We start from the raw sequence: 21,601 nt of genomic DNA on the forward strand, positions 1-21,601 counted from the left end.
AATCGTTTTAATAAAAGCAATAATTCAAGTTGTTTTTCCTGCTGTCGCTCTGTCGCGATTTCGCGTCATACGATATACACGCCAGGCAAGTATACCGGCCAGCACATTGCCCCCTGCTGCCCCCATGGCCAGACCATGGATACCTCCCAGCTGTGTCCCGAGCCACAAACAGGGGAGGTAGCAGATGAAAAGACGCGCTCCGGACATCAGCATCGCTTTCAGCGGCCACCCCAGCGCATTACCCGCCGAGACCACGATCATGCAGACACCCAATAGCGCGTAACTTGGCAGCAGGAAGCGAATCAATATCGCCAGGTCGCCGCGTACCTCCGGACTCCCCGAGAGAACCAAGGCGACCCAAGGCGCTCCCAATGTCATCAGCAGACCGAGCCCCAGTTGCCAGACGATGACGACCCGTACCGCCAATCTCATCAGCGACTCGATGCGTTGCCAGTCTCCGCCGCCATAGCATCGGCCCAGCCAGGGAGGCAATGACATGGTCAGTGCCAGTACCACCATCAACGACAGGGTTTCCAATCGACTGGCCAGCCCCCAGGCAGCTACGCTGGCCTCCCCCAGCGATGCCACGATGCTGATGGCCAGCATCTGCGCCAGCGGCGGCATCAATTGGCTGATCATGGCCGGACCGGCAATTCCCATGAAATCACGCAGCGATTGTCGCGCTTCAGTGATCAGTCCCCGCCGGGCCAACCAGCCAGTGCCCTGCAAACGCCATGACAGGACCATCAGGCCACTGGCAAATGCCAGCGCCGTTGCCCAGGCGGCTCCCGGCAATCCCAACCCATGCCAGGGCCCGACACCGAAAATGAGTAGCGGATCCAGCGCCAGATTGATCACACTGGTCGCCACCATCAACTTGCCGGGCAGGCGCGTATTACCATGAGCACGAAACAGGCTATAACCGAAATAGAGCAAGGCGCCCAACCAGGCGGCAAGCAGTTGCGGTGCCCAGTATGAGCGAATCAATGCCAGGCTCCGAGGACCGGCGCCCAGACGGGTGAAGATCGGTTCGTGCACGATCCACAGCACGATCGTCAGTACAGCGATGACAAGGCCGCCGACCCAGAGCACCAGACTGCCGAGGCGACGCGCGCGTTGCTTCTCACCGGCTCCCAGCGCCCGCGAAATCAAGGCCGCAATAGCGATTCCCATACCGACCTGGAAACCGATGATCAAGAACGAGAGCGGAAACGTGAAGGATTGCGCAGCCAGGGGACGCGTACCGAGCCGGGCGATAAAGGCACTGTCAACCAGTTGCATGCCCAGCAGCGACAGCACTCCGATAGCCATCGGCCATGTCTGACGCCAAAGTTGACGCCCCAGTCCCGTTTCCGTCGTTGCAGTTACCGACACGCTGTCTCCATCCAGAACAAAGAGCGCGTATTGTAACTTGCTTTACTGACTAGCCCGAGTACCGGTTGATAGGCGTCACCAATCCCGTCAACAAATTTTGCGCATCGTCGGCGGCCATGGGCTTGAAACAGTAATAGCCCTGGACCAGATCACACCCGAGCTCACGCACCAGCTCCAGCTGTTCTTCGGTCTCCACGCCCTCGGCGATCACCTCGAGTCCTAGCCGATGACCAATGAACACGGTGGCCGCCATGATGGCACGATCGCTGGGATCATCCGGGGAGTCGCGAACGAAACTGCGATCGATCTTGAGGGCCGTCACGGGAAACAGTTTCAGATAGCTGAGAGACGAGTAGCCGGTACCGAAGTCATCGATAGCGATTTTCATGCCGCGATGATAGAGGCGCCGCAAGGTATCGAGGACATTGTCATCGGCCTGAATGAGAACATTCTCGGTCAACTCGATGCCGATATCCCGGGAGGTCAACCCATAATGCTCCATACAGGCCTCGAGTTGATCGAACACTTCGAGGTAGGTCACCTGCTTGCCCGAAAAGTTGATATCAACCCGATAGTCGTTCAACTCCAGTTGATTCCATGCGGCCTTTTGCCTGCACACCTCTTCGATCACCCACTTTCCCAATCGATGAATCAGATTCGAACGCTCGGCGACAGGAATGAATTCGCCCGGCGAAATCGATCCGCCTTCCGGGGGAAACCAGCGCACCAGTGCTTCCAGATTCTCGATACGCCCGCTGTTGGCTGCCACCTGCGGCTGATAATGCATCGACAATTCATCGTCGCGCAGCGCATGTTGCAGGCGTTCGGCCAGGCGATGCTGATGAACCAGCTCGTCATGCAGTTGCTGGTTGAAGAACCAGTAGCAATTGGGGCCGAACAGCTTGGCGCGGTTCTTGGCGACATCGGCATTATGGACCAATTCACGTGCCGTGTTGCCATTATAGGGAAACAGACTGACCCCGATGCTGGCTGTCAGATGGATCTCACGATCAGCCAGTACATAGGGCTGATTGAAGGTTTCCAGGACGGACTCGACCAACTGAAGCGCATCACTGTCCGTTTCGAGCCGGGGAAACGCCATCACGAATTCGTCACTACCGAAGCGTGCCAGAAGATCCGAACCACGCTGGCGCTGACGCAACCGCTGAGCGACCAGAAGCAGTAGCGCATCACCCAGCTCATACCCTTGCGCATCGTTGATTTCACCGAACCTATCGAGATCGACGAAGATCACCGCAACCTGGCGATTCTGACGACCGCTTTCTGTCAGGCAATCATTCAGTTCGGTTTCGAAACTCTGGCGATTGGGCAGATGCGTCAGGGTGTCGAAATTCGTCACGAATTCCAGATCCCGCCGGGCCTGCTTCTGATCGGAGAGATCCACATCGACACAGAACATCAATGGGTTTTCGGTGTGCTCGCCGATCATGACATGGTGCGAGAACACGGCTACCGGCGCCCCGGTCTTGTGCGTTAGTTCAAGTTCTTCAGCCGGGATCTCGATACCGTGCGTGATCCAGTCATGATGGGCATCGATCACGGCCTGACGCATCGAATCCGGAATAATCAGTTCCTCGAGCTTCCTCCCCTGGGCCTCGTCGGGCAGATAACCGTAGAGACGGGTGCTGGCCTCGTTCCAGTAGATGACACGCCGATTGCGATCATATCCCTGAACCGCCACCTTCGGCAGACTTTCCAGCAAGGCACGAAACCGCTGCTCACTCTCGGAATAGTGTCGCTGAACGGTTTCCAGCCGCCCGTCCAGCTCCGATGCCTCATGGTGTTGCTGACGATGAAACAGCCATATGACGGCACAGGCACTGACCAGCGCCACTGCTGACAAGGCACCGAGCCACCAGGCACGGGTAGCCGTCACGATGAATACCAACAGGACAACGCTAGCCGTCAGGATCGACAACCCATAGAGCCAAGTGGATTTTCCACTGCGTTTCCTGACGGTCATGCTGGTACCTCTAGTCTGGTAATGCCGATACTCATGTGCCGATGAAACCACCGTCGGTTGATAAAACGGACGCGAGATCTTGTGAAACTATCCTACACGGAACTGCCTCCATCCCCCACCCCAACTCATTGATCTGATGCGTTTACGCTACATCATCCAATGATCGTGATGAGATTCCTCCTGCCAGTGACTGCTTTCACCATAGCGCTTTTTTAGCAGAAATCCCCTTCTAACAAAGCAGATACATTTTATTGACATTTTTTATCATATCTTTCCACTCTTTATTAGGTTGCCACAGAGCAACGACATTTCTCATCGATTCCCGATGAGATCATCAAGAGGAAATCATCATGAAACATGAAAGCTTGAAGCACGGATATGATCTGTCTGGTCTCATTCGCGAGCGTGACGCAAGTTACTGGGAACCCCATGTATCTGCTGAACTGGCTAGCCAAGGATGGAGCCTGACGGATATCAAGGCGCATGTCGACCTGGAAGCGTGGCGAACGTTTGCCAGAGACCTGCCCCGCGACCCTTATGTCAACCGTCGTTGGAAACGAATGTCATGGCTGAATCTGACCGACAACGATAACGTTGAAGTCATGGGTGAGTGCCCCATGGCACAAGGAGGCATGTTCAACGATGCCGAAAGCATGGCGGATAAATTGCGCTACTACCCCGGTCTGACTGACGCGTTCGTTTCACGTAGCGATGTCAAGGCCTTCGTTCGGGCCTGGGCCAAGCTTTGGGGCATCGGCCCCCGCGAACCGATCCTGATGCAAATCACGGGCGTGCGGGGCAAAGGCAAACTGGACCCGTTACAAGGCCAGGGCATTCATGCCGATGGTTGCAAATACCTGAGCATCCTCGTTCTGAACCGGGACAATGTCAGCGGGGGAAATAGCCATCTCTATGCCGACAAGGCCGGTACGCTGCCATTGATGAGCCGCGTGCTGGCGCCGGGAGAGATACTGCATATTCGGGATGACCAGTTGTTCCATAGCGCCGATGGGCTGGCTCAGCAGGATACCAGCACTCCATACGAGCGCTTCATCATTATCATCAATAGCCGATTCGTGGATGGTTTCCAGAACCGTATGTTGCGCCGCCACTTTCCCGACGCGGTGCTCAACGACGTTTTCTGATCGCTATCCGTCACGATGAACCGCACAGATAACGGCTAAGGAGGGCTATTAAAGCAGCGTCCGCATACGTCAGGGAAGCGAGAAGACGAACGAAGGAAGAGTAAAGAGGACGATGTCAAGAGGGAAGGAAAATACCAGGATGAAACAGCGGACAGGATGTCATGCAAGCCGGTCAACAAAGGGGCGTTGACCGGCTTTTTTTCATTACTGACGAATCCCTTCGAAGGTCACGTACAGTTCCAGTTCATGCATGACTTCCGGGAAATCACTCATGTCGATGCCGAAGTCGTCCAATGCCAGGGTGGTGGTACCTTCAAAACCTTCACGGTAATCCCCCCAGGGATCCTCTCCCCCACCAATGTGCTCGACATCCATGGTGATGGAGCGGGTTTCACCATGCAGGGTCAGGTCACCCTCCAGTTCACCTTCACCCTCGCCTGTACTGGTAAAGCCGGTCGAGCGGAATGTCGCTTCGGGATATTCACCGGCATTCAGGAAATCATCGCTGAGAATATGCTTGTCACGCTCGCCATGGTTCGTGTTGAGGCTGTCCACATCAACGTCGATACTCACCGAAGACGACTCGACATCATCCGGATCGTAACTGAACTCACCGGAGAACTCCTCGAACGACCCGAGGATATAGGAATAGCCCAGATGGCTGATCTTGAACTGGATGAAGGCATGCTGACCTTCAGTATCGATCACATAATCGGCGGCCTGGGCCTGCGTCATCGCAGTCAACGTCACCGCTGTTACAGCGGCCAGGGCGGTTCTTTTCAACATGCGTTTTTCTCCTTTCCGAGGGGACACGGCTCAACGAACCGAATCACGATTGCCGAAGCCGCACTCAGTCCATTTTCCTGCGACTCGATGTTGGCGACAGCATCCGTATCAAGGTGTCATTCCGATCAATGAAATGATGTTTCAGCGCTGCCAACATATGGCCGATGGCAAGCGCCATCAATATCAACGATGCATACCAGTGAACGATGCCGGCTAGCGTTGCCTGGTTGCGCAATCCACTGATCACGGCAGGCACTTCGAACCAACCGAACACCTGAATACCGCTACCGTCGGCCGTGGAGATCAGGTAACCGCTCACCAACACCACCAGCATCAACACATAAAGTGCTATATGGCCCAAATGGGCTGCAATGCGCTCAAGACGATGTCCCTGGCTATGCGGTGTCGGCTGACAGGCTCGCCAGACCAGGCGCAGAATCGTGGCGCCGAACAGGATCATGCCAACGGAGCGATGCCACCAGGGGGCCAGATAGTACCAGTCGTCGTAGTACCCCAGACCGGTCATCCACCATCCCAGCGCAAACAGGCCGACAACGGCCACCGCACTGAGCCAGTGCAACAGAATGCTGGGAAGTCCCCATCCACCTGAGGTGTTACGCCACATCATCGTTTCCTTAATCCAGTTGCGCTTCAGTCAGGTCATCCAGGGATACGAAAAGTATCGATGCCTTGGCCCGCCGTCTCACCCTGTTTCAATCAGAGGCGAGCGTTTCAAGCAGCAGTTGGGCCGCCGGCGCGCTCGATGCCGGATTCTGCCCGGTAATCAGCAATCCATCACGCACCTGGTATGGCGCAAAGTCCTCAGTGCTACGCGTATATAACGCCCCGGCCTCCTGCATGGCATCTTCCAGCAAGTGAGGGACCACGTCTGTCAGACCGACCGCCTGCTCCTCGCTGTTGCTAAAGCCCGTCGCACGGCGGCCTGCCAGCAGCGCACCACCCTGTTTGCTACTGGCCTTCAGCAGTACGGTCGGCGCATGGCAAACCGCACCCACCGGTTTGTCGGCGGCCACAAAGGCATTGATCAGCCTCAGGGAGTCGGCATTATCCGTCAGATCCCAAAGTGGCCCATGGCCCCCGGGATAGAAAATGGCATCGAACCCGTCGGCCTCGAGGTCAGCCAGTGTGTGGGTGTTGGCCAACTGGAACTTGGCGTCTTCATCCGCCTCGAAACGGCGGGTAGCTTCCGTCAGCGCGTCGGGTTGAGTCGAATTGGGGTCCACCGGCGGTTGCCCTCCCTTGGGCGAGGCCAAGGTGATGTCAGCACCGGCATCCTTGAAGACGTAATAGGGTGCGGCAAATTCCTCGAGCCAGAATCCCGTCTTATGGCCCGTATCCCCCATACTGTCATGCGAGGTCAACACCATCAGAATCTTCATGTCGAACTCCTCCAACAGAAAGTGTCGTCTCACCATTTCTTGAATGGCGGTTTACGACAAGGGTTCAAGGGGAACGCAGTGAATCCAGTCCCCGCGACAGGTCCGCCTTGAGATCATCGAGATCCTCGAGCCCAACGGCAATACGGATCAAGCCCTCGCTGATCCCGGCAGCCGCCTTTTGCTCATCGGACAACCGACCGTGAGTGGTCGTGCCAGGATGCGTGATGGTCGTTTTGACGTCCCCCAGATTACCGGTTATCGACAGAATACGAGTCGCATCGATGACCGACCAGGCTGCCGTGCGCCCTCCGTCCACCTCGAAACCGAGTACGGCACCATAGGCTTTCTGCTGCCGCCTTGCCAGTTCATGCTGAGGATGGTCGGGTAGCCCACAGTAATGCACCTTCCGTACCGCGGGGTGCGAATCAAGCCATTCCGCCATGAGCTGGGCATTTTCGCAATGCGCGTTCATACGCAGACGCAGTGTCTCCAGTCCCTTGGTGAATATCCAGGCATTGAAGGGGCTCAGGCAGGGACCACAAGTTCGCACCACCCCGAACAGCGCCTCGAGCTCCTTGTCGGGCCCGACCACCGCGCCGCCGATCGCACGCCCTTGTCCATCGAGATATTTGGTCGCCGAATGGATGATCAGGTCGGCCCCCAGTTCGAGGGGACGTTGTAGTGCCGGTGTCAGGAAGCAATTGTCGATGGCCAGCCAGGCACCATGGCGGTGCGCGATATCTGCCAGTGCCGAGATATCGACGATCTCGGACAGGGGATTGGACGGCGTTTCGGCGAACAGCAGACGGGTCCGTGGCGTGATCGCCGCCTCCCAGGCCTCCAGGTTGGAGAGCTCGACATAATGGGTGGTAATACCAAATTTGCCCAGATACTTGTCGAAGAGGCTGACAGTCGAACCGAACAGCGAACGCGACGCCACGATCTCGTCGCCCGCCTCCAGCAACGCCAGGACAGTGGAGAGAATCGCCGACATGCCGGAACTGGTGGCAATGCAGCGCTCTCCGCCTTCCATGGCAGCCAGGCGTTTCTGGAATGTGTCGACCGTCGGATTGGTGAAACGCGAGTAGACATTGCCCGCTTCCTCGCCACAGAACTTGCGCGCGGCTTCGGCGGCACTGCCATACACGAAGCTCGAGGTGGGAAAAATCGGCTCCCCATGCTCCTGTTCGTGCGTGCGTACATGGCCGGTACGGATTGCCTGCGTTTCCAGCCCCCAGCCGCCGTTCTCCTCTTGATCACTCATGCCAGCCCCCACTCATTCCACATCGAGATCGTCGTCCTGGTTGTGCATGCCCACCAACGCATGGTCCCCGGCACTCTGCCGTTCCTTGGCATCATCATTGCGAGCGCTCTCCAACGCATCCAGATAAGTATCGTCGATATCGCCGGTAATGTAGCGACCATCGAATACCGAACAGTCGAACGACTCGATCGCCGGATTCACGACCCGGCACGCCGCTTTCAGATCCTCGAGTTCCTGATAGAAAATGTGATCGGCACCAATCAGTTCACCGACTTCCGCCTCGCTGCGCCCATGAGCGATCAACTCGCTGGCCGCCGGCATATCGATACCATACACATTAGGGTAGCGTACCGGCGGTGCCGCCGAGGCGAAATACACCTTGTTGGCCCCGGCTTCCCGAGCCAGCTGAATGATCTGCTTGCAGGTGGTTCCACGCACGATGGAGTCGTCCACCAGCAGTACGTTCTTGCCCTGGAATTCGATGTCGATGGCATTGAGCTTTTGACGTACCGACTTCTTGCGCTGTGTCTGGCCGGGCATGATAAAGGTTCGACCGATATATCGGTTCTTCATGAACCCTTCCCGATAGGTCACTCCCAGGTGCTGTGCCAGTTCCAGTGCCGAGGTACGGGACGTATCGGGGATGGGAATCACCACATCGATGTCGTGTTCCGGCCACTCACCGAGAATCCGGTCGCCAAGCTTGCGGCCCATTTGCATGCGGGTGCCGTACACATACGCACCGTCGAGGATCGAATCAGGACGAGCCAGGTAGACGTACTCGAAAATGCACGGCGCCAGTTGCGGATTATCCGTGCATTGTTGCGTATGGATTTCGCCATTGAGATCAACGAAGATTGCTTCCCCCGGTGCCAGATCACGATGCAACTCGAAACCGCCCACATCGAGAGCGACCGATTCGGATGCGATCATCACTTCCCGTTTCCCCTCGTGCTGGCGCGTGCCGAAGACGACAGGACGGATGCCATGGGGATCACGAAATGCCACCATGCCGAACCCATTGATGATCGCTACCGCAGCATAACCGCCACGACAACGACGATAGACGCGACGCACTGTATCGAAGACATCTTCGGGGTCCAGATGGTGCCCCTGCTTACCCAACTCATGGGCAAAGACGTTGAGCAATACCTCGGAATCCGAACTGGTATTGATATGCCGGAGGTCCGTGGAGAACAACTCCTGTTTCAGTTGGTCGGAATTGGTCAGGTTGCCATTGTGTGCCAGCGCGATACCGTAAGGTGAGTTGACATAGAACGGCTGCGATTCCGCCTCGCTCGACGAGCCGGCGGTCGGATAGCGCACATGACCGATGCCGAGATGCCCCTTGAGCCGGGTCATGTGACGCGTATGAAAAACGTCACGTACCAATCCATTGCTCTTGCGCAAGAGAAAGCGACCCTCGTGCCAGGTCATCATTCCCGCGGCATCCTGTCCTCGATGTTGAAGAACCGTCAGCGCATCGTACAGAGGCTGATTGACCGCCTGATTGGCCATAAGGCCCACGATACCGCACATTCCGACATACCTCGCTTGATGAAATGCCGATACCGGTCAAACCGGTATCCTTGATGATACTCATGATGACACCACTACGGTGAGAAACGCACGCCGTTCAACGCTCGGAATCCATCGCTTCGCTATCCGACTCATCGGGCTGGGTCAACTCACGCAGTTCCTCGGCACGCTCCGGATCCTGCTGTTCCCAGTCCCGGAGCTGGTCGAGTGACCAGTCACGAAGCCATTCGAGCGTAGGTCGCACTTCGGCTCGCTGCCAGGCTTCGAGCTGCGACAAGGGGGTAAGAGAGATGAGCACCGTTGCCAAGACCAGCACCACGGCTCCCCTGAGAATTCCGAAGGCCGTTCCCGCTACACGGTTGAAAAACCCCATGCCAACCCATTCGACGGCCGCGTGAATCGCCCGGATCACAATGCCGCACAGCATGATCACCACGAAGATCACGAGCACGAAGGCCAGTACCAGCCGCCCATCGGCGTGATCGATCATGCCGGTGAACATATCCGCCACGGGTTCGGCAAAAGCGCGGGCGGCAAGCAGTGCGATGACCCAGGCCGCCAACCCTAACCCTTCGCGTATCAGACCTCGCATGAAGCCGGCCAACATGGAGATGGCCAATACCGCCAGAAAGACACCGTCAAGCCATGTCAGGGTCATCCATCCTCCCGAACCCGAACCAGAAGACCCTGGATGTTGACGCGCTCCTTGAGGTCATTCATGGCTTGCTCACCATCCTCGGAACTGTCGAACGGACCGACATATACGCTCGTCAGATCGTCATCCCGCTCGCGCTGATACGTCGTGAACCCTTCCTCGCTCAGTTGCGACGCGAGCCCTTCGGCATTATCGATTTCCCGGAAGCTGCCTACCTGAACCGCCCACTGCCCGGGCTCGGCATCAGCCGTGGGAGCCGTCGTTTCCGGCTCTTGCTCGGCATCGCTGTCATCGGACTCCTCCGATTCCGAGGCGGCATCATCACTGTCGCCACCCTCTTCGGCATCACGCGCCAATTCGGCAATGGGATCGGTATCGGATGCCGTCGACGTAGACGCGCTCTCAGAATCGCTGTCGTCCTCGGTATCGGCGATATCCTCGGGAACGTCTTCGACGTTCGGCGCTTCGACCTCCTCATCAGAAAGACTCTCGGGCGGTTGCGGATCATCGACCTCGGTCCGCTCGACATCGACAGGCTGGTCAATAGTCAGGACCGGTGTCTGTTCCGAATCCCGTGGAGCGGGGTCATCAAACAGCATCGGGATGAAGATCACACCCAATGCCACAATGATAATCGCGCCACTCAGGCGCTCACGCATGCCGTATTTCATCCCGTCCTCCCTGGAGGATCCGATCGCGACACCGCATCATCGGTGGCCATTTTTCCTATATCGGCACTCAGCACACCGGCAACGGTAAAAAAGGAACCACAGACCAATACCTGGTCATCGGGACCAACCTGCGACATCAACCAGTCGGCCCCTTCCGACGGTGATGCGGCCTGGTACAGCACCCGGCATCCCGCTGCTTCCAGACGCGCCGACAACGCCGCCGCCGAACGTCCACGCTCTCCCTCGAGAGAGACGCTCACCCAGGCATCGATTACCGGGGACAGCACCTCGATGACGCCATCCGCATCCTTGTCCTCGACCATCCCCAGCAGTGCAATACGTCGTCCCGGGCATGCCAACGCCGACAGGCGCGCAGCCACATGGCCAGCCGCATGCGGGTTGTGCGCCACATCCAGACACCAATGACCGAGCCACTGCATGCGTCCGGGTAAATGAACCGCGCTGAATGCCTGCCGACAACATTCATTGTCGAGCATGACATGGCAAAGGGAAAGGGATTGCAAGGCGGTGGCGGCATTGTCCAGTGGCAACTGCGGATCCGGCAAACCACGCAGTGTCAGGCGAGCTCCATCGGCGTGCCTTCCCCGCCAACACCACTCCCCTCCACTCGGCTCCCACGTCCAGTCGAATGCATTACCCAGGGCATATGCCTCGGCCTGCAATGCGTCAACGACCTCGTTCACGCTGTCCGGGAGATGTCGACTACCCAGCACGACAGGGCGCTGTTGCCTGATGATTCCGGCCTTTTCCCGGCCAATGACGTCCAGGTCATTACCCAGAAACGCGGCATGATCGTGAGCAACGGTGGTCACCACCGCCACATCGGCATCAATGATATTGACGGCATCCAGGCGGCCTCCCAACCCCACCTCGAGTACAGCCAGGTCAGGGCGAGTATCGGCAATCAGACACAAGGCCGACAGCGTACCGAACTCGAAATAGGTCAGGCTGACCGGTTCCGGATGGATGCGGGCGAGCTCCACGCGCTCGAATGCTTCGACGAGACTGGCATCGTCCACCTCGGTACCATCCAGCCGCACACGCTCGTTGTAGCGAACCAGGTGCGGTGACGTATAAGTCGCTGTGGACAGACCATGAGCGCGGGCCAGAGCTTCCAGCATGGCGACCGTCGAGCCCTTGCCATTGGTGCCTGCCACCGTGATGACGTGCTGGGCAAGCGAGCCATCGTCCAATCCCATCCGTCGGCCCACTTCCGCCACACGTTCGAGGCCCAGATCGATACTCGTCGGATGCAGGCGCTCGATGCGTTGCAGCCATGACGCCAGCGACAACCTGGGAATCGACGATGTTCCGGATTCGCTCATGACGATATCACGAATGTGCCTGGCCACTGTCCTGCTCGTCGGACTCGGTCGCCTCCTGTTCGGCGACATCGACCAGATCGGGCTCCCATTCCTCCGGCAGGCCTCTGACCGGTAAGTTCGACAGCTTGCGTAGTACGCCGCCGACACGCTCACGCATTTCGCCGCGATGCACGATCATATCGACGGTTCCGTGCTCGAGCAGGAACTCACTGCGCTGGAACCCTTCCGGCAACTGTTCACGTACGGTCTGCTCGATCACCCTGGGGCCGGCAAAACCGATCAACGCTTCCGGTTCGGCAATATTGAGATCACCCAGCATGGCCAGAGAGGCCGACACGCCCCCGAAAACGGGGTCAGTCAGCACCGAAATATAAGGCACACCCGCCTGTTTGAGACGCTCCAGTGACGCCGAGGTCTTGGCCATCTGCATCAACGAGAACAGCGCCTCCTGCATGCGCGCGCCTCCCGAGGCCGCAAAGCAGACCAGCGGGATTCCTTCATCATGGGCCAGAGTCGCCGCTCGCACGAATTTCTCGCCGACCACAGCCCCCATGGACCCCCCCATGAAAGTAAACTCAAAGGCCACGGCCACGATAGGCATCCCATCGAGCTTGCCGCGCATGGCGACCAGGGCATCGTTCTCGTCAGTCTCTTTGGCGGCCGCCGCCAGACGATCCTTGTATTTCTTGGAATCGCGGAAACGGAGCCGATCCACCGGTTGCAGATCCGCCGCAATCTCTTCACGTTCCTCCTCATCGAGGAACCAGCCGAGCCGCTTGCGTGCGGTCAAACGCAGGTGATGATCGCACTTGGGGCAGACATTGTGATGCTTTTCCAGCTCGGGAAGATAAAGTATTGCCTCACATTTGGGGCACTTGCGCCACAAACCGTCCGGTACGCTTGCACGGCGGTCCTTGCGCTGAATACGTCCCACGGACGGAACGATCTTGTCTAGCCAGCTCATATCAGAAGACTTCCATCGTTAGCGGTCGAGTACCCAGCAGGGCCGGGTATTCCATGAAATCGTCGGGGCTTGGTCATGCATCCATCGCGCGACGCATGTCACCCAATACCTCTTTCAGGGTCGGAGCGATAGTCGCCGGATCATCTGCCCCTTCCGCGATGCGGTTGACCAGCGCGCTCCCGACGACAACGCCATCGGCGACACGTCCCACTGCCGCGGCGGACTCACCGTCACGAATTCCGAACCCGACACAAAGCGGCAGGTCCGTCATGCGGCGCAAGGGCGTCAACTGGCGATCCACGGCATCGACGTCAAGAGTGGCCGCTCCGGTCACTCCTTTCAGCGAGACATAGTACAGATACCCTTCGCCTTGAGCACATATTCTAGCGGCACGGTCTTCGGAGGTGGTAGGAGCCAACAGAAAGATGGAAGCCAGCCCATGTGACTTGAGCAGCGGCCCGAATTCGTCCGCCTCCTCCGGCGGCATGTCGACGACCAGGACACCATCGACGCCGGCCTCACTGGCGTGTTGCGCAAAGGCGTCATAACCGAGACGTTCGACAGGATTGAGATATCCCATCAGGACGACCGGCGTGTCCGTATCACGGCGACGAAATTCCCGTACCATGTCGAACAGATGATGCAGTCTCGTACCATGGCGCAGCGCGCGCTCACAGGCTTTCTGGATGACCGGACCATCGGCCATCGGATCGGAAAACGGCACGCCCAGCTCGATGACGTCGGCTCCGGCGTCCACCAGAGCGTGCATGAAGCCTACTGTGTACTCGGGTGAGGGGTCACCGGCCGTGATGTAGGGGATCAGTGCCGTACGGTTCTGCGCCTTGAGCGTGGCGAAACGTTGGTCGATTCGATTCATCAGGTTCCCTCAGATTTGGATGCCGTCGATCCCGGCCACTGTCTGAATGTCCTTGTCTCCCCGACCGGACAGATTCACCACGATATGCTGATCGGGACGCATGGTCGGCGCCAGGACCTTGGCATGTGCCAGTGCGTGGGCCGACTCCAGCGCCGGCATGATGCCTTCGAGCCGGGTCAGCTCGCGAAACGCTTCCAGCACTTCGGTATCGTTGGCCGCCACATATTCGACACGACCGACATCTTTCCACAGCGCATGCTCCGGTCCGACACCGGGATAATCGAGGCCGGCCGAAACCGAGTGCGTATCGGCGATCTGCCCGCCTTCATCGGACATCAGGTAGGTCCGATTGCCATGCAGCACGCCACGCGGGGCATTCGACGCCAGCGGTGCGGCATGTCGACCGGTATCCAGGCCATCACCCCCGGCTTCGACGCCGTACATCCGTACCTCACGGTCCTCGACGAAGGGATAGAACAATCCCAGGGCATTCGATCCCCCGCCGACACAGGCGACCAGGGCATCCGGCAAACGCCCGAACTGCTCCAGTGACTGGGCGCGGGCCTCACGGCCGACCACCGAGTTGAAATCGCGAACCAACAGCGGATAAGGATGAGGTCCCGCGACCGTACCGATGATGTAAAAGGTATCGTCGACGTTCGTCACCCAGTCGCGCAGCGCCTCGTTCATGGCATCCTTGAGGGTGCGGGTACCGGACTCGACCGGAACGACGTCGGCGCCCAGCAAACGCATCCGATACACATTGACCTTCTGGCGCTGGACGTCCTCGGCGCCCATGTAGACCTCGCACTTGAGCCCGAGTCGCGCCGCGACCGTGGCGGTTGCGACACCATGCTGCCCTGCCCCCGTCTCGGCAATGACACGCGGCTTGCCGCTTTTCTTGGCCAACAGCGCCTGCCCGATAGTGTTGTTCACCTTGTGCGCACCGGTGTGATTGAGGTCTTCACGCTTGAGCCATATCTGCGCACCGCCCAGTTTCGCTGACCAGCGCTCGGCATGGTACAACGGCGAGGGACGACCGACATATTGGGCCAGGTCCCGGTCGAATTCGGCACGGAAATCCGGATCGTCACGAAGCGCGAGATAGGTCTTCTCGAGATCCTCCAGGGCGAAGCTCAAGGTTTCGGATACGAACCGACCACCGTAAGGCCCGAAATGGCCACGCGCATCGGGCAAGCGGGTCAAATCGCCGTAATCGATCACGGATGTATCGGTTGCAGGGGAATCGGTCACAGGGATCACCTCACGAGTTCATGTGCGCTATTGGGAGTGGCTGAAACATACCTGGTCGATAAACTCATTAATCCTGTCGGCATCCTTGATACCGGGGCCGTGCTCCACCCCTCCCGACACATCGACGGCAAAGGGGTGTACGGTGCGAATCGCCTCGCCGACATTCTGCGGTGTCAAACCTCCCGCGAGAATAACAGGTTTCGTCAGACTTGCGGGGATTCGCGACCAGTCAAAGGTCTCGCCGGTACCGCCCGGCACACCGGGCCGATAAGCATCCAGCAACAAGGCACTGGCATCGGCATAACGGGAGGCCGCTTGCGTCACGTCGATATCTTCACGCATGCGTAGCGCCTTGATCCAGGGACGAGCGAAGCCGCGACAATCATCCGGCGCCTCATTGCCATGAAACTGTAGAAGATCCAGATACCGGCCGGCCTGCTGAATCAACGCCGGTTCCTGATCGACGAACAGTCCCACACGCGTCACGAATGCCGGCACCTGGGCGCTCAGTTCCGCCAACCGTTCCAGCCCGATGGCACGTTGGCTGCCAGGCCAGAGCACGAAGCCCAATGCGTCTGCCCCTGCTGCCACGGCGACCTGCAAATCTTCCTCACGGGTGATGCCACAGATTTTCACCCGTGTACGACGCAGTGGCGGTGATGTCTCATTCATGCCGACCCCTTTCGGAATTCAACCCACGGACAGTGCGGCAACTCGCGTTCCCCCGTCCACTCGCCAAGGAAGGCCAGGAGGATGGGCCCCAAGGGTTCGCGTGGCAATGCGAAACGCTCATCATAAATGCTATCGACGAAATGGAGGCCGCAACCAGGTGCCGTGACATCCGCACGGGTGCGGTCACCGAGTGCAAGCAGACGAGACAGATAATCGGTACCCTGCTCGCCACGGCCTACGGTCACCAATGCCCCCACGATATTGCGAATCATGTGGTGTAGAAAAGCATTGGCCTGGATATCCACGACCACCAGTGCGCCATGACGGCTGACCTCGACGAAATGCAGGTGGCGCCAGGGCGTTTTCGATTGGCATCCCGCAGCGCGAAAACTGGAGAAGTCGTGTTCTCCAACCAGGCACTGTGCTGCTTGATGCATGGCGTCTGCGTCCAGCGGATCCCGACACCATGTTGCATTGGCGCGCTCGAGTACCGGCCGACTCGGTTGATTGAGGATCACGTAACGATAGCGTCTGGCCAGCGCCTTGAAACGGGCGTGGAAATCGTCACCCACGGGCGTCACCCAGCGAACGGCGATGTCGCGAGGCAGATTGGCATTGGCGCCGAACACCCATGCCTTGCGGGTACGCCCGACCGGCGCATCGAAATGAGCGATCTGACGCGTTGCATGCACGCCACTGTCGGTACGGCCACTGCAGTGTACCTTGACAGGCCTGTCAGCCACCTTGGACAAAGCGCGCTCGACTTCGGCCTGAACGGACGATGCATGTTTCAGACGCTGCCAGCCACAATAGGCACTACCGTCGTACTCCAGGCCGAGAGCCAGGCGACCCATCAAACGGTGGCGATCATCAAGAGGCTGGAACAAAGGCATCGGCAAGTGACAGTGTCTCTATCGAAAACACACTATTATCCAGATGCGACAAGGCTAACGCCACCGTATCGAAGCGCAATCCGCGATAGAATCACTCCGAGCTACCCATGAACGAGGCACGACCGCTGAAAAAGCAGGTCGTGTCTCGTCGATGCTTCAGATAAACGCGTACTCAGTGACGATCGCGCAGAATCGACAACATTCGCTTGAGCGGCTCGGCAGCCCCCCACAATAACTGGTCACCCACCGAGAATGCCGATAGATAGTCGCCGCCCATGGCCAGCTTCCGCAAGCGCCCGACCGGCACCTCCATCTTGCCGGTCACGGCTGCCGGGGTCAGCGCATCGTTGGTCGCCTCCTTGTCGTTGGGAACCACCTTGACCCACTCGTTATGGCGAGCGATGCGATCCTCGATTTCATCCAGCGGGACGTCCTGCTTGAGCTTGATGGTAAACGCCTGACTATGTGAACGCATCGAGCCGATGCGGACACAGAGCCCATCGATGGGAATCGGGTTATCGCCAAGACCGAGAATCTTGTTGGTTTCGACACTGCCCTTCCACTCTTCCTTGCTCTGGCCATTTTCCATCTTGACGTCGATCCAGGGAAGCAGGCTGCCGGCCAGTGGCGCACCAAAGTTCTCGACCGGGAAATCGTTACCGCGCATGGCATCCGTAACACGACGGTCGATATCGAGAATGGCACTGGACGGATCGGCGAGCTGCTCTCTGGCGCTATCACGCAACATGCCCATCTGATCGAGCAGTTCTCGCATGTGCTTGGCGCCGGAGCCGGATGCCGCCTGGTAGGTCATGGAGGTCATCCACTCCACCATATTGGCCTCGAACAGGCCGCCCAGCCCCATCAGCATCAGGCTGACGGTACAGTTACCGCCGACGAAGGTTTTCGTTCCCTTGTCGAGCTGGGCGTCGATGACGTGGCGGTTGACCGGATCGAGCACGATGGTCGACTCATACGACATGCGCAACGTACTTGCGGCATCGATCCAGTACCCCTGCCAGCCGGACTGACGGAGTTCCTGATAAATCCTGCCGGTATAGTCGCCACCCTGGCAGGTCACCACGACATCCAGGGCCTTGAGCGCTTCCAGGTCGTAGGCATCCTTCAACGGTGGCACATCGACACCGACATCCGGACCGGGCTGACCGGTCTGCGAAGTGGAAAAGAACACGGGCTCGATACCGGCGAAGTCGTTGTCGTCCAGCATCCGCTGCATCAGCACGGAGCCGACCATGCCCCGCCATCCGACAAAACCGACTGTCAACATAAGACTGTCCTCCTGTAATTCGTCGTCGCCTCATCTATCGAGGCCACCCTTGCCTTGACGGCAAGCGGTGATAAAAAAGTCATCCAGCGAATGCGTCCAGTACCGCAGCCCCCATTTCCGAGGTCGTCACCTGACGTGTCCCCGGGTAAGCGATATCGGCGGTTCGCAGCCCCTTGTCCAGCACCTGGCCGACCGCGCCTTCAATTCGCGCTGCGTACGCCGGCTCATCAAGGGAGTAGCGAAGCATCATGGCGACAGAGAGAATCGTGGCCAAAGGATTGGCTTTGCCCTGGCCGGCGATATCGGGTGCGCTGCCATGGCAAGGTTCATACATCCCCTGGCCGCTCTCGTTGAGCGAGGCCGACGGCAACATGCCGATGGACCCCGTCAGCATGGCTGCGGCATCGGACAGGATATCGCCGAACATGTTGCCGGTGACGATGACATCGAACTGCTTGGGCGCTCGCACCAACTGCATGGCGGCATTGTCGACATACATGTGCGACAGCTCGACGTCGGGATACTCTTCGGCCAACCGGTCCATGACCTCGCGCCACAATATCGTGACTTCCAGCACATTGGCCTTGTCGACGCTGCAGACACGCTTGTCACGCTTGCGCGCCATCTCGAAAGCGACCCGGCCGATACGCTCGATTTCCGACTCTGAATACACGTACGTATTGAAGCCGACTCGCTGCCCGTCTCGCTCCTCGATACCACGCGGGTGGCCGAAATAGATGCCGCCGGTGAGCTCCCGCACGATCATGATGTCGAGACCGGAGACCACCTCGGGCTTGAGGCTCGATGCCTCGACCAACTGCGGGTACAGAATCGCCGGCCGTAGATTGCCGAACAGGCCCAACTGCTTGCGCAGCCCCAGCAATCCCTTTTCCGGGCGTTTGCTCAAGTCCTCGATGGCATCCCATCTGGGACCACCGACAGCCCCCAGCAGAATGGCATCGGACGCTTTGGCCCGATCCAGCGTCTCGACCGGCAACGGTTCGCCATGGACATCATAGGCACTACCGCCAACCAACCCTTCTTCAATGACGACATCCAGCCCCTGTTGCTGGCAGGCCTGCAGTACCTTGATCGCCTCCTGGGTGATTTCCGGGCCGATACCATCCCCCGGCAACACGAGAATCTTGCGACTCATAATCCACTCTGTTCAGTTGAAACGTTGCCCCGGGGGCGGTTCATTGCGCCTGACGGAACAGCCACGGGCGGGCCTGCCGATGGCGCGCCTCGAAATCCCTGATCGCTGCCTCGTCCTGCAAGGTGATCCCGATATCGTCGAGTCCGTTGAGCAGGCAATGCTTGCGAAATGCGTCGATCTCGAACGTCAGCACCTCGCCATCGGGCTTGGTGATACGCTGGTTCGCCAGATCGACATCCAGCGAGTAGCCTTCATTGGCCTCGACGTCACTGAACAGTTGGTCGACGATATCTTCATCGAGACTGATCAGTAACAGGCCATTCTTGAAGGCATTATTATAGAAGATATCCGCAAAGCTCGGTGCAATGATCACTCGGAAACCGAAATCCTCCAGCGCCCAGGGCGCGTGTTCGCGGGAGCTGCCGCAACCGAAGTTGCGTCGTGCCAACAGGATGCTCGCGTCCCGGTAGCGCGCCTGATTGAGCACGAAGTCCGGATTGAGCGGACGTTGGCTGGCATCCTGTCCGGGATACCCTTCGTCGAGGTAGCGCAATTCATCGAACAGGTTGACGCCGAAACCGGTACGTTTGATCGATTTCAGGAACTGTTTCGGAATGATCAGATCGGTATCGACATTGGCCCGATCCAAGGGGGCGACGGCACCTTGATGACGCTCGAACTTTTCCATGAATCACGCCTCCTGTACTTGGGTATCGTCGTTGGCCGCGAATTGGCGCACGTCGACGAAATGCCCGGCGATGGCCGCGGCCGCCGCCATGGCAGGACTCACCAGATGCGTGCGCCCACCATAACCCTGGCGTCCTTCGAAATTGCGGTTGGACGTCGACGCACAATGCTCGCCCGGCCCCAGTTTGTCGGCATTCATCGCCAGGCACATGGAGCAGCCGGGTTCGCGCCACTCAAACCCTGCCTCCTTGAACACCTTATCCAACCCTTCGGCTTCCGCCTGGCGTTTCACCAGACCGGATCCCGGGACGACCATGGCCAACTTGATGTTATCGGCCACCTTCTTGCCACGGGCCACGCGCGCTGCCTCACGCAGATCCTCGATACGCGAGTTGGTACATGAACCGATGAAGACCTTATCGAGCTTGATGTCGGTGATCTTCTGGTTGGGTGACAGCCCCATGTATTCCAGCGCCCGTGTATAACTGTGCTTGACCGTATCGTCCTCCGCCGAGGCAGGATCCGGCACTTCACCGGAGACGTTGGTGACCATTTCCGGACTGGTTCCCCAGGAAACCTGCGGTTCGATCTCGGCAGCGTCGAGGGTCACGACCTTGTCGAATTCGGCACCGTCGTCCGACACCAGGTTGCGCCATTCGGCCACGGCGGCATCCCAGAGCTCGCCTTGAGGTGCAAAGGGACGCTCGGCCAGATACTCGATCGTCGTATCGTCGACACCGATCAGCCCGACACGGGCACCGGCTTCGATCGCCATGTTACAGACCGTCATCCGCCCTTCCATCGACAGGTCACGGATGGCACTACCGGCAAACTCGATTGCATAGCCCGTACCGCCGGCCGTACCGATGCGCCCGATGATGGCGAGCACGATGTCCTTGGCAGTCACGCCGGCCCCCAGCCGGCCTTCAACGCGCACCTGCATGTTCTTCATCTTTTGCGCCAACAGGCATTGAGTGGCCAGCACGTGTTCGACTTCAGAGGTGCCGATACCATGCGCCAGGGCGGCAAAAGCGCCGTGAGTCGCCGTGTGGGAATCCCCGCAGACCACGGTCATGCCCGGCAGCGTGGCACCCTGCTCGGGACCGACGACATGCACGATGCCTTGACGGGCATCGTTGATACGGAACTCTTCGATACCGAAGGATTCGCAATTGTCATCCAGTGTCTGCACCTGAATCAGCGAGACCGGGTCCTTGATGCCGGTGTTGCCCTCGGCACGCTCCTTGAGCGTCGTCGGCACGTTGTGATCGGGTGTCGCCAGATTGGCGTCCAGACGCCATGGGCGACGACCGGCAAGACGCAAGCCTTCGAAAGCCTGGGGCGATGTCACTTCATGCAACAACTGCCGGTCGATATAGATCAGCGCGGTGCCATCGTCGCGCTCCTTGACCAAATGTTGCGACCACAATTTGTCATAGAGTGTCTGGCCTGCCATGTCTCTCCTCCCTTCACGGTCTTCGCCGCTCGACTGGATATGGGATCAGCCTAGGCGGTTCAATCCATAAAAGCAATTCATGTTTTTTATGCTTTGGATTCAATATTGGAATACACAATTCTCTTCCCATTCATATAGAACCCTTAGCGACAACCGCGAGGATGTCACGCTACCACCCGTCCGGGGGGAC

The 21,601-nt window shown here is 58.6% G+C and carries 20 protein-coding genes; 1 reads left to right on the forward strand and 19 read right to left on the reverse strand.

Features of this window, described 5'->3' with window-relative positions; translation table 11 throughout:
• Positions 1-24: 24 nt before the first annotated feature.
• Both BLW01_RS13195 and BLW01_RS13200 read right to left on the reverse strand, forming a co-directional pair.
• A complete protein-coding gene (locus BLW01_RS13195; protein ID WP_092570619.1) occupies positions 25-1,311 on the reverse strand; it encodes an MATE family efflux transporter in 1,287 nt (428 codons plus the stop codon).
• A 112-nt stretch (positions 1,312-1,423) separates the two neighbouring features.
• Entirely contained in the window at positions 1,424-3,358 is a 1,935-nt protein-coding gene (locus tag BLW01_RS13200; RefSeq protein ID WP_092570459.1) for a putative bifunctional diguanylate cyclase/phosphodiesterase, read from the reverse strand.
• Between the two features lie 350 nt (positions 3,359-3,708).
• Here BLW01_RS13200 and BLW01_RS13205 point away from each other — a divergent pair, with 350 nt between their 5' ends.
• Positions 3,709-4,503 (forward strand): 2OG-Fe dioxygenase family protein, encoded by a 795-nt coding sequence (locus BLW01_RS13205; protein ID WP_092570461.1) that lies wholly within the window; start codon positions 3,709-3,711, stop codon positions 4,501-4,503.
• 204 nt (positions 4,504-4,707) lie between these two features.
• Here the strand turns inward: BLW01_RS13205 and BLW01_RS13210 are convergent, their stop codons facing one another.
• The 17 genes from BLW01_RS13210 to leuC form a co-directional block, all read right to left on the reverse strand.
• Complete coding sequence (locus BLW01_RS13210; protein ID WP_092570463.1) at positions 4,708-5,289, reverse strand: YceI family protein; 582 nt, start codon at positions 5,287-5,289, stop codon at positions 4,708-4,710.
• 64 nt (positions 5,290-5,353) lie between these two features.
• Positions 5,354-5,914, reverse strand: coding sequence for a cytochrome b (locus tag BLW01_RS13215; protein WP_092570465.1), 561 nt, complete (start codon positions 5,912-5,914; stop codon positions 5,354-5,356).
• An 88-nt stretch (positions 5,915-6,002) separates the two neighbouring features.
• Positions 6,003-6,689 carry a type 1 glutamine amidotransferase domain-containing protein gene (locus BLW01_RS13220; RefSeq protein WP_092570467.1) on the reverse strand — a complete coding sequence of 229 codons (687 nt, stop codon included), beginning with the start codon at positions 6,687-6,689 and terminating at the stop codon, positions 6,003-6,005.
• 64 nt (positions 6,690-6,753) lie between these two features.
• Positions 6,754-7,953, reverse strand: a complete 1,200-nt coding sequence (locus BLW01_RS13225) for an O-succinylhomoserine sulfhydrylase (RefSeq protein ID WP_092570470.1) — start codon at positions 7,951-7,953, stop codon at positions 6,754-6,756.
• 12 nt (positions 7,954-7,965) lie between these two features.
• A complete protein-coding gene (gene purF, locus BLW01_RS13230) occupies positions 7,966-9,492 on the reverse strand; it encodes an amidophosphoribosyltransferase (protein WP_092570472.1) in 1,527 nt (508 codons plus the stop codon).
• A gap of 97 nt (positions 9,493-9,589) precedes the next feature.
• Complete coding sequence (locus BLW01_RS13235) at positions 9,590-10,150, reverse strand: CvpA family protein (RefSeq protein WP_092570473.1); 561 nt, start codon at positions 10,148-10,150, stop codon at positions 9,590-9,592.
• Entirely contained in the window at positions 10,147-10,806 is a 660-nt protein-coding gene (locus tag BLW01_RS13240; protein WP_229806455.1) for an SPOR domain-containing protein, read from the reverse strand. The genes BLW01_RS13235 and BLW01_RS13240 overlap by 4 nt, the downstream gene beginning before the upstream one ends.
• Before the next feature lie 8 nt (positions 10,807-10,814).
• Positions 10,815-12,164 carry a bifunctional tetrahydrofolate synthase/dihydrofolate synthase gene (folC, locus tag BLW01_RS13245; RefSeq protein ID WP_092570621.1) on the reverse strand — a complete coding sequence of 450 codons (1,350 nt, stop codon included), beginning with the start codon at positions 12,162-12,164 and terminating at the stop codon, positions 10,815-10,817.
• Between the two features lie 7 nt (positions 12,165-12,171).
• Positions 12,172-13,128: an acetyl-CoA carboxylase, carboxyltransferase subunit beta gene (accD, locus tag BLW01_RS13250; protein ID WP_092570476.1), complete on the reverse strand. Its 957-nt coding sequence runs from the start codon at positions 13,126-13,128 to the stop codon at positions 12,172-12,174.
• 73 nt (positions 13,129-13,201) lie between these two features.
• Positions 13,202-14,005 (reverse strand): tryptophan synthase subunit alpha, encoded by an 804-nt coding sequence (gene trpA, locus BLW01_RS13255; RefSeq protein WP_092570478.1) that lies wholly within the window; start codon positions 14,003-14,005, stop codon positions 13,202-13,204.
• A 9-nt stretch (positions 14,006-14,014) separates the two neighbouring features.
• Positions 14,015-15,265 carry a tryptophan synthase subunit beta gene (trpB, locus tag BLW01_RS13260; protein WP_092570623.1) on the reverse strand — a complete coding sequence of 417 codons (1,251 nt, stop codon included), beginning with the start codon at positions 15,263-15,265 and terminating at the stop codon, positions 14,015-14,017.
• A 21-nt stretch (positions 15,266-15,286) separates the two neighbouring features.
• The gene (locus tag BLW01_RS13265; RefSeq protein ID WP_092570480.1) at positions 15,287-15,931 is read right to left on the reverse strand and encodes a phosphoribosylanthranilate isomerase; all 645 of its coding nucleotides are present in this window, start codon (positions 15,929-15,931) and stop codon (positions 15,287-15,289) included.
• Positions 15,928-16,824: a tRNA pseudouridine(38-40) synthase TruA gene (gene truA / locus BLW01_RS13270; protein WP_092570482.1), complete on the reverse strand. Its 897-nt coding sequence runs from the start codon at positions 16,822-16,824 to the stop codon at positions 15,928-15,930. The genes BLW01_RS13265 and truA overlap by 4 nt, the downstream gene beginning before the upstream one ends.
• Before the next feature lie 172 nt (positions 16,825-16,996).
• Positions 16,997-18,112: an aspartate-semialdehyde dehydrogenase gene (asd, locus tag BLW01_RS13275; RefSeq protein WP_092570484.1), complete on the reverse strand. Its 1,116-nt coding sequence runs from the start codon at positions 18,110-18,112 to the stop codon at positions 16,997-16,999.
• 79 nt (positions 18,113-18,191) lie between these two features.
• Positions 18,192-19,268, reverse strand: coding sequence for a 3-isopropylmalate dehydrogenase (gene leuB / locus BLW01_RS13280; protein ID WP_092570486.1), 1,077 nt, complete (start codon positions 19,266-19,268; stop codon positions 18,192-18,194).
• Positions 19,269-19,308: 40 nt separating this feature from the next.
• Positions 19,309-19,956 (reverse strand): 3-isopropylmalate dehydratase small subunit, encoded by a 648-nt coding sequence (leuD, locus tag BLW01_RS13285; RefSeq protein WP_092570488.1) that lies wholly within the window; start codon positions 19,954-19,956, stop codon positions 19,309-19,311.
• Between the two features lie 3 nt (positions 19,957-19,959).
• A complete protein-coding gene (gene leuC, locus BLW01_RS13290) occupies positions 19,960-21,411 on the reverse strand; it encodes a 3-isopropylmalate dehydratase large subunit (protein ID WP_092570489.1) in 1,452 nt (483 codons plus the stop codon).
• Positions 21,412-21,601: the final 190 nt, after the last annotated feature.

The sequence above is a fragment of the Aidingimonas halophila genome, from assembly GCF_900106955.1.
Classification (GTDB): Bacteria; Pseudomonadota; Gammaproteobacteria; order Pseudomonadales; family Halomonadaceae; genus Aidingimonas; species Aidingimonas halophila.